The 10,812-nt window shown below is 71.3% G+C and carries 11 protein-coding genes; 3 read left to right on the forward strand and 8 right to left on the reverse strand.

The window, feature by feature from the left end; all coding sequences use genetic code 11:
- Positions 1 to 121 precede the first annotated feature (121 nt).
- Complete coding sequence (gene pgl / locus ACFYPM_RS31000; RefSeq protein ID WP_387204557.1) at positions 122 to 892, forward strand: 6-phosphogluconolactonase; 771 nt, start codon at positions 122 to 124, stop codon at positions 890 to 892.
- A gap of 10 nt (positions 893 to 902) precedes the next feature.
- Here pgl and ACFYPM_RS31005 read toward each other — a convergent pair whose 3' ends face one another.
- The 8 genes from ACFYPM_RS31005 to rapZ form a co-directional block, all read right to left on the reverse strand.
- The gene (locus ACFYPM_RS31005) at positions 903 to 1,244 is read right to left on the reverse strand and encodes an RNA polymerase-binding protein RbpA (RefSeq protein WP_387204560.1); all 342 of its coding nucleotides are present in this window, start codon (positions 1,242 to 1,244) and stop codon (positions 903 to 905) included.
- Positions 1,245 to 1,384: 140 nt separating this feature from the next.
- Positions 1,385 to 1,645 carry a preprotein translocase subunit SecG gene (secG, locus tag ACFYPM_RS31010; RefSeq protein WP_355033235.1) on the reverse strand — a complete coding sequence of 87 codons (261 nt, stop codon included), beginning with the start codon at positions 1,643 to 1,645 and terminating at the stop codon, positions 1,385 to 1,387.
- Between the two features lie 95 nt (positions 1,646 to 1,740).
- Complete coding sequence (gene tpiA, locus ACFYPM_RS31015) at positions 1,741 to 2,532, reverse strand: triose-phosphate isomerase (protein WP_387204563.1); 792 nt, start codon at positions 2,530 to 2,532, stop codon at positions 1,741 to 1,743.
- Entirely contained in the window at positions 2,533 to 3,735 is a 1,203-nt protein-coding gene (locus ACFYPM_RS31020; RefSeq protein WP_387204566.1) for a phosphoglycerate kinase, read from the reverse strand. It abuts the gene before it with no gap.
- A 52-nt stretch (positions 3,736 to 3,787) separates the two neighbouring features.
- A complete protein-coding gene (gene gap / locus ACFYPM_RS31025; protein ID WP_387204569.1) occupies positions 3,788 to 4,792 on the reverse strand; it encodes a type I glyceraldehyde-3-phosphate dehydrogenase in 1,005 nt (334 codons plus the stop codon).
- A gap of 266 nt (positions 4,793 to 5,058) precedes the next feature.
- Complete coding sequence (gene whiA / locus ACFYPM_RS31030; protein WP_387204572.1) at positions 5,059 to 6,039, reverse strand: DNA-binding protein WhiA; 981 nt, start codon at positions 6,037 to 6,039, stop codon at positions 5,059 to 5,061.
- 54 nt (positions 6,040 to 6,093) lie between these two features.
- Positions 6,094 to 7,137 carry a 2-phospho-L-lactate transferase CofD family protein gene (locus ACFYPM_RS31035; RefSeq protein WP_387204575.1) on the reverse strand — a complete coding sequence of 348 codons (1,044 nt, stop codon included), beginning with the start codon at positions 7,135 to 7,137 and terminating at the stop codon, positions 6,094 to 6,096.
- Positions 7,134 to 8,018: an RNase adapter RapZ gene (rapZ, locus tag ACFYPM_RS31040; protein WP_387204592.1), complete on the reverse strand. Its 885-nt coding sequence runs from the start codon at positions 8,016 to 8,018 to the stop codon at positions 7,134 to 7,136. Before rapZ ends, ACFYPM_RS31035 begins: the two co-directional genes overlap by 4 nt.
- A gap of 230 nt (positions 8,019 to 8,248) precedes the next feature.
- Between rapZ and ACFYPM_RS31045 the strand changes: the two genes are divergently transcribed.
- Together ACFYPM_RS31045 and recQ are read left to right on the forward strand one after the other, a co-directional pair.
- Positions 8,249 to 8,632 (forward strand): hypothetical protein, encoded by a 384-nt coding sequence (locus tag ACFYPM_RS31045; RefSeq protein WP_387204578.1) that lies wholly within the window; start codon positions 8,249 to 8,251, stop codon positions 8,630 to 8,632.
- 79 nt (positions 8,633 to 8,711) lie between these two features.
- The gene (recQ, locus tag ACFYPM_RS31050) at positions 8,712 to 10,553 is read left to right on the forward strand and encodes a DNA helicase RecQ (protein ID WP_387204581.1); all 1,842 of its coding nucleotides are present in this window, start codon (positions 8,712 to 8,714) and stop codon (positions 10,551 to 10,553) included.
- Positions 10,554 to 10,812: the final 259 nt, after the last annotated feature.

The raw sequence follows: 10,812 nt of genomic DNA on the forward strand, positions 1-10,812 counted from the left end.
GACGTCGGGGCAGGGGCCGGTGTAGACCGGCCCCTGCCCCGGAGCACACCATCTCGGGCGAACCGGTCCGGGCACGACGCGACAGCGACCGCCGCGCGGTCGGGAAACGAAGGCGCATTCCATGAGTGAGGCGAGTGTCGCCGTCCACGCCGACGCCGACCTGCTGGCGCAGGCCGTGGCGGCCCGGTTGCTGGTGAAGCTGCTCGACGCCCAGGCCGACCGGGGCGAGGCCTCGGTGGTGCTCACCGGCGGCCGGGTCGCCGCGGCCGTCTACCGGGCGGTGGCGACGCTGCCCGCCCGCGACGCGGTGGACTGGTCCCGGGTCGACGTGTGGTGGGGCGACGAGCGGTTCCTGCCCTCCGGTGATCCCGACCGCAACGAGACCCAGGCCCGAGCCGCCCTGCTGGACGTGGTGCCGCTGAACCCGGCCCGGGTGCACCCGATGCCGGCCTCGGACGGCCCGGCCGGCAACGACCCCGAGGCGGCGGCTGCCGGGTACGCGCAGGAGTTGGCGCGCGCCGCCCGGCCCGGTCACGCCACGCTGCCGCACTTCGACGTGCTGATGCTGGGCGTCGGCGAGGACGGGCATGTCGCCTCGGTCTTCCCCGAGCACCCGGTGGGATACGAGACCCGGCCGGTCAGCGCGGTGCGGGGCAGCCCCAAGCCGCCGCCGACGCGGACCACGCTCACCCTGTCGGCGATCAACACCGCCGAGGAGGTCTGGCTGGTGGCCGCCGGCGCCGACAAGGCTCGCGCGGTGGGCATGGCGTTGGCCGGTGCCGGGCCGGTGCAGTTGCCGGCCGCCGGGGTGCACGGGGTGGGCCGCACCCGCTGGTTGTTGGACCGGGCAGCGGCAGCCGACGTACCGGCACGACTGCGCAGCCTGCGCTAGTCAGAGCCGCCTACTCGCCCCGGCGGCGGCGTAACGCCGCCAGTGCCTCGTTCAGCAGGGCCTCCCCCTCCTCGGCGGTGCGCCGCTCCTTCACGTAGGCCAGGTGGCTCTTGTACGGTTCGGCGCGGGTCCGGCCGGGCGGGTTCTGGGCGTCCCGGCCGGCGGGCAGGCCGCACCGGGGGCAGTCCCACCGGGGAGGCGCCTCGGCGTCCGCGGCGATCCGGATGTCGATCCGGTGGTCGTTGCGGCACCAGTAGGTGACGTCCTGTCGGGGGGCGGGTTGGTGTCGCTCGTCGGGGCGCATGGGCGCGGAACCGACTCGGGCGCCGCGGATGACGTTGCCACTGGGCACGGCTGCTCGCTCCTGTCGTCGGAGGGGACCCGCCATCAAACAGGGGTGGACGGCGGGCGACGCGGTGCAGCGGAGAAAAGCCTGCGCGCGGCCCGTCGAGTGACGGACCGCGCGCAGATTGTACGACTGAACGAGCGTGCTCAGGTGCCGCTGTTCATCTGGAGGCGGAGCCAGAGCCCGAGCCCGACGATGGCGGCGAACCAGACGACGCTCACGAGAACGGTGTAGCGGTCCAGGTTTTTCTCTGCCACGGAGGAGCCAGCGAGGCTAGAGCTGACGCCACCGCCGAACATGCTCGACAGACCGCCGCCCTTGCCGCGGTGCAGCAGGATAAGCATGGTGAGCAGAATGCTCGTGATGATCAGCAACACGATCAACGTGTATGCGAACCAGATCGGCATGGCTGGGGTCAGTCCTCTCGTAGCGATCCTCGCCCGGTCTGATCGGGCACGGCGGCACCGACCGGCGGACGGGCGGTGTCCAGGATACCGAGCGATCAGCGAGCGATGTGCTCCGGGAAGCGGCAGATCTGAGCGAATTCCTCCGCGTCCAGGCTGGCGCCCCCCACCAGGCCCCCGTCCACGTCCGGCTGGGCCATGATCGAGGCGACGTTCGACGCCTTGACCGAGCCGCCGTAGAGGACCCGGACCTGGTCGGCGGTCTCGGAGTCGAAGCGCTCCGCCAGTCGCTGACGGACCGCCCCGCAGACCTCCTGGGCGTCCTCCGGCGTCGCGGTCTTGCCCGTGCCGATCGCCCAGACCGGCTCGTACGCGATCACGACCTGCCGCACCTGCTCGGCGGTGAGCCCGGCGAGGCCCCCGTCGAGCTGGTCGGCGCAGTGCGCCACGTGGGTGCCCTGCTCGCGGACGTCCAGCCCCTCCCCCACGCAGAGGATCGGCGTCAGGCCGTGCGTCAGCGCCGCCTTCACCTTGGCGTTGACGAGTGCGTCGTCCTCGTTGTGGTAGGCCCGCCGCTCCGAGTGCCCGACCACCACGTAGGTGCAGCCGAGCTTGGCCAGCATCGGACCGGAGATCTCCCCGGTGTACGCGCCGGACGCGTGTGCGGAGAGGTCCTGCCCGCCGTAGCCGATCAGCAGTTTGTCGCCGTCCACCGCGGTCTGCACCGTCCGCAGGTCGGTGAAGGGCGGCAGCACGACCGTCTCGACCTCGGTGAGGTGCTTCTCGGTGAGGCTCGCCGCCAACTTCTGCACGAGCAGGTTGGCCTCGAGGTGGTTGAGGTTCATCTTCCAGTTGCCGGCCATCAACGGCCGGCGGGTGGTGCTCGACATTCAGTTCTCCAGGGCCGCGATGCCGGGGAGGGTCTTGCCCTCGAGGTATTCCAGGGAGGCGCCGCCGCCCGTGGAGATGTGCCCGAAGGACGACTCGTCCAGCCCCAGGGCACGGACCGCCGCCGCCGAGTCACCGCCACCGACGACGCTGAACGCGTCGGCCTTGGTGATCGCCTCGGCGATGCCCCGGGTGCCCGCCGCGAAGGCAGGCATCTCGAACACGCCCATCGGACCGTTCCAGAAGATCGTCTTCGCCGGGGAGAGCGCGGCGCTGAAGCCGGCCACCGTCTCCGGGCCGATATCCAGACCGAGCCGGTGGCTCGGGATGCCGTCGACCCGGACCGTGTCGTGCGCGGCATCCGGGGCGAACGCGTCCGCCACCACCACGTCGACCGGCAGCATGATCTTGCCGTTGGACCGCTCCAGCAGGTTGCGGCAGGTCTCGACCATGTCCTTCTCCAGCAGCGAGGTGCCCACCTCCAGGCCCTGGGCCTTGAGGAAGGTGAAGCACATCCCGCCACCGATGAGCAACCGGTCGACCGTGGGCAGCAGCGCCTCGATCACGGCAAGCTTGTCGGACACCTTCGACCCACCGAGCACCACCACGTACGGCCGCTCCGGATCGGCGGTGAGCCTGGAAAGCACCTCGACCTCACGCAGCACCAGCCGGCCCGCGACGTGCGGCAACCGGGCCGCCACGTCGAAGACACTCGCGTGCTTGCGGTGCACGGCGCCGAACGCGTCGTCCACGTACGCGTCGCCGAACGCGGCGAGCTGGTCGGCGAAGGCACCCCGCTCGGCCTCGTCCTTGCTGGTCTCGCCCGCGTTGAAGCGCAGGTTCTCCAGAAGGGCGACCTGGCCGTCGGTCAGGTCCGCGACCGTGGAACGGGCGGACTCACCGACGGTGTCGGTCGCGAAGTGCACCGGCGCGCCGAGCAGCTCACCGAGGCGCCCGGCGACCGGGCGGAGGCTGAACTGCGGGTCCGGGGCGCCCTTCGGGCGGCCCAGGTGCGAGCAGACGACCACCTTCGCGCCGGCCTCGACCAGCGCGCCGAGGGTCGGCAGCACCGCGCGGATGCGGCCATCATCACTGATGGCTCCGGACTGCTTGTCGAGCGGGACGTTCAGGTCGGCGCGCACCAGCACGCGCCGACCTGCCACCCCCTCGGCGAGCAGGTCGTCGAGGGTCCGGAGGGCACTCACAGAGCTAGCCTTCCGTTCGCGACTGCGGGGCTCGCAAGCTCACTCCTCGCGCTCACAGCGACGAACCGACCAGCTTGACGAGATCGACGAGGCGGTTGGAGTAGCCCCACTCGTTGTCGTACCAGCCGACGACCTTGACCTGGTTGCCAACGACCTTGGTCAGCGGCGCGTCGAAGATGCACGACGCCGGGTCGGTGACGATGTCGGAGGAGACGATCGGGTCCTCGTTGTAGACCAGGATGCCCTTGAGCGGGCCGTCCGCGGCGGCCTTCAGCGCGGCGTTGACCTCGTCCACGGTGGTCTCCCGACCCACGTTGACGGTGAGGTCGGTGACCGAGCCGGTCGGGATCGGCACCCGCAGCGCGTACCCGTCGAGCTTGCCCTTGAGGTCCGGCAGCACCAGGCCGATGGCCTTGGCGGCGCCGGTCGAGGTCGGGACGATGTTCAGCGCGGCGGCCCGGGCCCGACGCAGGTCCGAGTGCGGCGCGTCCTGGAGGTTCTGGTCCTGGGTGTACGCGTGGATCGTCGTCATCAGACCGTGCTGGATGCCGAACGTGTCGTGCAGGACCTTCGCCATCGGGGCGAGGCAGTTGGTGGTGCACGAAGCGTTGGAGATGATGGTGTGCTTCGCCGGGTCGTAGGTGTCGTGGTTGACACCCATGACGACGGTGACGTCCTCGTTCTTCGCCGGGGCGGAGATGATGACCTTCTTGGCCCCGCCGTCGACGTGCGCCCTGGCCTTGGTGGCGTCGGTGAAGAAACCGGTCGACTCGATGACGACGTCGACGTTCAGGTCGCCCCACGGCAGCTTCGACGGGTCCTTCTCGGCGTACGCCTTGATGGTCTTGCCACCGACGGTGATCTCGTCGGCGGTGGCCTTGACCTCGTAGGGCAGGCGGCCGAGGATGCTGTCGTACTTGAGCAGGTGGGCGAGCGTGCCGTTGTCGGTCAGGTCGTTCACCGCCACGACCTCGATGTCGGCGTCGGACGCCAACACTGCCCGGAAGAAGTTACGGCCGATTCGGCCAAAGCCGTTGATGCCAACCCGGATGGTCACAGGTTCCATCTCCTCGCGTTCTGGTCCACCGGCTTCAGACAACGGGCCGGCGGGAATGGTGTGCGCCGACCGTTGGAGCCGGTCGGTGACGGTTCATCTCGGCCACCCTGCCGCGCGGTCTGCGGACCTGACCGCCCGAGGCGGTGGGCACGGCGAGGAGTGCCGGTGTCGGCCCCCTTGCCGTACGCAGCGACCCTATCCGAGCGTGCGAGACCACGCTGCGCCGGGTCGTGCTCCCGGGCACACCGTGCGACCCCACCGTCCTATCAGACCACGAGCATGTCGGGCGTGACTGCCGCTTCGGTATCCGGGATGCCGAGGTCCCGGGCGCGCTTGTCGGCCAGGGCGAGCAGCCGGCGGATCCGCCCGGCGATGGCGTCCTTGGTCAGCGGCGGCTCAGCCAGCGCGCCCAACTCCTCCAGGGACGCCTGCCGGTGCTCCAGGCGCAGCCGCCCGGCGTCGGTCAGGTGGTTGGGCGCCTCCTCGGCGAGGATCTCCAGCGCGCGGGTCACCCGGGCGGCGGCGGCGACCGCGGCGCGCGCCGAGCGGCGCAGGTTGGCGTCGTCGAAGTTGGCGAGCCGGTTGGCGGTGGCCCGCACCTCCCGGCGCACCCGACGCTCCTCCCAGGCCAGCACGCTGGAGTGCGCGCCGATGCGGGTGAGCAGCGCGGCGATCGCGTCGCCGTCCTTGACCACCACCCGGTCCACGCCGCGCACCTCGCGGTTCTTGGCGGTGATGCCGATGCGGCGGGCCGCGCCGACAAGCGCCAACGCCGACTCCGGCCCCGGGCAGGTGATCTCCAGCGCGCTGGAACGGCCCGGCTCGGTGAGCGAACCGTGGGCCATGAACGCCCCCCGCCACGCGGAGACCGCGCAGCAGACGTTCGCCGCCACTACGTGCGGGGGCAGCCCGCGCACCGGGCGGCCCCGCACGTCGAGCAGGCCGGTCTGCCGGGCGAGGGCCTCGCCGTCCTTGACCACCCGCACGATGAAGTGGCTGCCCTTGCGCAGGCCACCGGACGCCAGCACATGGATCTCGCTGGGATATCCGTAGACCTCGGCGACCTCCCGGCGTAACCGCCGGGCCACCGCCCCCGTGTCCAGTTCCGCCTCCACCACCACGCGGCCGGAGACGATGTGCAGCCCGCCGGCGAAGCGCAGCAGTGCGGCCATCTCCGCCCGCCGACAGCAGGGCTTGGGCACGTCGACCCGACTCAGCTCGTCCTTGACCGCGGCCGTCATCGCCATTGTGCGTCCCCTCACGGACCGGTTCCGGCGTGTCGCCGGAGATTACGTACGTGTCTAACGATCGGCGCCCAGGACAGGCACCAGCGCGGCGCCCAGGGCAGCCGGATCATGGCGGGGAGTGCCGTCGGTGACGGCGACGGGGGCGAGGACCAGGCGGGCACCCAGCGATTCTGCCGCACGTTCGACCGGTTCGGGGTCACCCACCGCCAGGGCATCGGCGAGCACGAGATCCACCTTGAGCTCGGCCAGGTACCAGTGCAGGGCCGCGAGGTGGTCGGCGACCGAGAGCCCGAGGGTCTCCTTCTCCGCGGCGAGGTTCAACGTGACCAGCCGCCGGGCCGAGGTGGACACGATCGCGTCGGCCAACTGCGGCACCAACAGGTGCGGGAGCACGCTCGTGTACCAACTGCCCGGCCCGAAGATCAACCAGTCCGCCGCCATGATCGCCTCGATGGCCTCGGCACAGGCTGCCGGGGCGGCGGGCGTGAGGCGCAGCGACTCGACCCGCCCGGTGGTGACCGCCACCTGGTGCTGGCCGCGCACGGTCCGCACCTCGTCGGGGGCGGCCGGGTCGACACCGCGTACCCGTGCCTCGATGCCGACCGGCTGTCGGGACATCGGCAACACCCGGCCGACCGCGCCGAGCATCGCGCCGGCGTGCTCCAACGCGGCCACCGGGTCTCCGAGCAGCTCCATGAGACCGCAGAGCACCAGGTTGCCCACCGCGTGCCCGGCCAGCCCGTCGGTGCCGGCCGACGCCCCGTCGGTGCCCCGCCGGGCCCCGCCGTCCCGGTCCGGGTCGGTCGCCCCAGTTTCGGGTACGCCGGCCGGCACGGCGGCGAAGCGGTGCTGGAACAACCCGGCGCTGCGTCGGGTCGCCGGGTGGTCGCCGGCCAGCGCCACCAGCGCCTGACGCAGGTCACCCGGGGGCAGTCCACCCCGCTCGGCGCGCAGGCGGCCACTGGAGCCGCCGTCGTCCCCGACGGTGACCACGGCGGTGATGTCGAGGTCGAGTTCGGGTGCGCAGTGGCGCAGCGCCCGCAAGGACGCGGAGAGCCCGTGCCCACCGCCGAACGCCACCACCCGGCGGGCTGTCATTCGCGCCCCAGGTCGCGGTGCTGGGCGTTGGCCGCCAGCCCGGAGTGGCGCAGGCGGCTGGCCAACTCCTCGGCGATCGCCACGCTGCGGTGCTTGCCGCCGGTGCAGCCCACGGCGACCGTCAGGTACCGCTTGCCCTCCCGCTCGAAGCCGACGGTGGTGGCGTTGACCAGGTCGGCGTACGAGGCGACGAAGGCTTCCGCGCCCTCCTGACCCAGCACGTACGCGCTGACCGCCTCCTCCCGACCGGTGTGCTCGCGCAACTCCGGCACCCAGTACGGGTTCGGCAGGAAACGGGCGTCGAGCACGAAATCGGCATCCGGCGGCAGGCCGTACTTGAAGCCGAACGACAGCACGGTGACCCGCAGCCGGCGGGCGTCCTCGCCGCCGAACAGCTCCTCGATGCGCCGCCGGAGCTGGTTGACGTTGAGGTGGCTGGTGTCGATGATCACGTCGGCCTGGTCACGCGCCTCCTCCAGCAGGCCACGCTCCACGGCGATGCCGTCGGCCAGCCGCCCGTCGCCCTGCAACGGGTGCGAACGCCGGACGCTCTCGAACCGCCGGATCAACACCTCGTCGTCGGCGTCGACGAAGACCACCCGGGGCGAGAAGCCACGTTCCTTCAGCTCCCGGATCGCCCCGGCCAGGTCCGTGGAGAAGGCCCGCGACCGGACGTCCAACACCATCGCGGTACGCCGAGCCGCCCCGCCCGCCTTGAACGCCAACTCGGCCATGTCCAGCATCAGCGCCTGCGGCAGGTTGTCGACCACGTAGTAGCCGACGTTCTCCAACGCCCGGGCGACAGTGCTGCGGCCACCCCCGGAGACGCCGGTCACCACCACGAGCGTGGTCTCCGACTCGGCCGCCAGCTGCCCTTCCACGGCAACCGGATCGTCGATCCGGTCACCGGCTGCGCGCGCCTCGCTCACCCGTACCCCCAAGCTGTGGCGCCGCGGCCCCCTCGGCCGCGATTGGTCAATCAGCGACTCTATCCCGCCATCCGGGCAGGGGCCGGCACCTGTCCCGGGTCGTCCGGTGATCGACGGCCGGAGGTCGTGCTCCCGACAGTCGTCAGCCTTGATGACGATCAGTAACCATCAATAGGCTCTTCGTGATCGTCGCAGGTCAGACCGACATCTGGGAGGGTGCGATGCACGACCTTGCGGACAAGAACAAATACATCGGCTTCCTGTTCATGCGGATCAGCCCGGAGTACTTCGCGCTCGGCCGGGAGGGCATCCACGAGGTCTCCGCCGAGCACGCGCGGGACCTGGGCCGTTTCGCCAAGCAGCTCACGCATGTCGTGACGACCGGGGTGAACGGCAAGTACGACCAGGTCACGATCGTCGAGGGCGACACCCTCGAGGAGATCAACGCGGCGGCCACCGCCTTCCGGATGGGCGGCAAGGCCCGCTACATCGAGATCGTCGACATCGTGGTCGGGATGAAGGCCCCGCCGCGCGGTCTGGCGAACCGGTCCAGCCAACCCAGCTGACCGCACCGCCCGCCCGACGCGCCCACCCACTCGGGAGCGCCGGGCGGGTGCTGTCGGGGTCGGCTCGTAGACTCCGCGGATGGCTTCCCCCACCGACCTGCGTACCGAAGGCGCGCTGCCGGTGCTGCGCCGGGTGTTCGGCTACGACGCCTTCCGCGGTTTCCAACAGCAGGTGATCGACCATGTGGTCGCCGGCGGCGACGCCCTGGTGTTGATGCCCACCGGTGGTGGCAAGTCGCTGTGCTACCAGATCCCGGCCCTGGTCCGCGACGGCGTCGCGGTCGTCGTGTCCCCACTGATCGCGCTCATGCAGGACCAGGTGGACGCCCTCACCGCGGTCGGCGTCCGCGCCGGCTTCCTCAACTCGACCCAGACCCTGGACGCCCGACGCCGGGTCGAGGCCGCCTTCGTCGCCGGCGAACTGGACCTGCTCTACCTCGCCCCGGAGGCACTCGGCGTCCGGTCCACCCTCGCCCTGCTGGACCGGGGTCGCATCTCCCTGTTCGCGATCGACGAGGCGCACTGCGTGTCCCAGTGGGGCCACGACTTCCGCCCCGACTACCTCGCGCTGTCGATGCTGCACGAGCGCTGGCCAGAGGTGCCGCGGATCGCGCTGACCGCCACCGCGACAAGCGCCACCCGCACCGAGATCGCCACCCGGCTCAAGCTCGACGACGCGCGGCACTTCGTGGCGAGCTTCGACCGGCCCAACATCCAGTACCGGATCGTGCCCAAGCGGGAGCCACGCAAGCAACTGCTGACGCTGCTGCGCGACGAGCACCCCGGCGACGCCGGCATCGTCTACTGCCTGTCCCGCGCCTCGGTCGACAAGACCGCCGAGTTCCTCGTCACCAACGGCATCGCCGCCCTGCCGTACCACGCCGGGTTGGACGCGGCCACCCGCGCCGCCAACCAGCAACGCTTCCTGCGCGAGGACGGCCTCGTCATGGTGGCCACCATCGCCTTCGGCATGGGCATCGACAAGCCCGACGTCCGGTTCGTCGCCCACCTCGACCTGCCCAAGTCCGTCGAGGGCTACTACCAGGAGACCGGCCGCGCCGGGCGGGACGGCCTGCCCTCCACTGCCTGGCTGGCGTACGGGCTGCAGGACGTGGTCCAGCAACGCAAGATGATCGAAACCTCCGACGGCGACCTCGCCCACCGCCGCAACCTCGCCGCACACCTGGACGCGATGCTCGCCCTCTGCGAGACGGTGCGCTGCCGGCGGGTCCAACTGCTCGAATACTTCGGCGAGACGTCCACGCCCGCCTGCGGCAACTGCGACACCTGCCTCACCCCACCGGAGACCTGGGACGGCACGGTCGCCGCCCAGAAGTTGCTCTCCGCGATCTTCCGTCTCGACCGTGAGCGCAACCAGCGCTTCGGCGCCGGGCACTGCATCGACATCCTGCTCGGCAAACAGACCGACAAGATCAGCCAGTACGGTCACGACTCGCTCACCGTCTTCGGCATCGGCTCCGAGCTGAGCGAGGCGGAGTGGCGGGGCGTGGTCCGACAACTGCTCGCCGAAGGGCTGCTCGCTGTGGAGGGCGACTACGGCACGCTCGCCCTGACCGAGGCGAGCGCCGACGTCCTGGGTCGCCGCCGCACGGTCACGATGCGCCGCGAGCCGGAGAAGCCGGCCTCCAGCCGCTCGTCCAAACCGCGCGGCGCGGCCACCGTGGTGGCCGAGCTGACCCCGGCCGCCGCGTCGCTCTTCGAGCGGCTGCGGAGCTGGCGGGCGGCCAGCGCCAAGGAGCAGGGCGTCCCGGCGTACGTGATCTTCCACGACGCCACGCTTCGACAGATTGCCAGTGACGCGCCAGGCACGCTGGCCGACCTGTCCCGGATCAGCGGCGTCGGCGAGAACAAGCTCGCCAAGTACGGCGAACAGATCCTCGGCGTCCTCGCCGGCGACTGACACCGACAATGCCCAAGGGCCGGACCCCGTGGTGGGGTCCGGCCCTTGCGGTGGTGTGGTGGTGCGGTGGTGCGGTGGTGCCGTGGTGCCGTGGTGCGGGCCGTGCGCTGCGGCCTTACGGTGTTGCCGCGGTGGTGTGGTCTTGCCGTGGTGCTGGGCGGCCTTGCGGTGGTGTGGGTCAGCTGGTGGCGTAGCCGCGGGTGGCGATCCAGTCGGCGAGGTGTTCGATGCTGATCTGGTAGGCGGCTTGGTTGGGGTC

The sequence above is a fragment of the Micromonospora sp. NPDC005203 genome (genome assembly GCF_042872705.1).
In the GTDB taxonomy this organism is placed as follows: domain Bacteria; phylum Actinomycetota; class Actinomycetes; order Mycobacteriales; family Micromonosporaceae; genus Micromonospora.

Bases quoted from the DNA above. Each gene is read 5' to 3' on its own strand.
- whiA (WP_387204572.1), bottom strand. From the start codon at position 6,039: ATGGCGATGACGGCCGCGGTCAAGGACGAGCTGAGTCGGGTCGACGTG.
- ACFYPM_RS31035 (WP_387204575.1), bottom strand. From the start codon at position 7,137: ATGACAGCCCGCCGGGTGGTGGCGTTCGGCGGTGGGCACGGGCTCTCC.
- pgl (WP_387204557.1), top strand. From the start codon at position 122: ATGAGTGAGGCGAGTGTCGCCGTCCACGCCGACGCCGACCTGCTGGCG.
- secG (WP_355033235.1), bottom strand. From the start codon at position 1,645: ATGCCGATCTGGTTCGCATACACGTTGATCGTGTTGCTGATCATCACG.
- tpiA (WP_387204563.1), bottom strand. From the start codon at position 2,532: ATGTCGAGCACCACCCGCCGGCCGTTGATGGCCGGCAACTGGAAGATG.
- recQ (WP_387204581.1), top strand. From the start codon at position 8,712: ATGGCTTCCCCCACCGACCTGCGTACCGAAGGCGCGCTGCCGGTGCTG.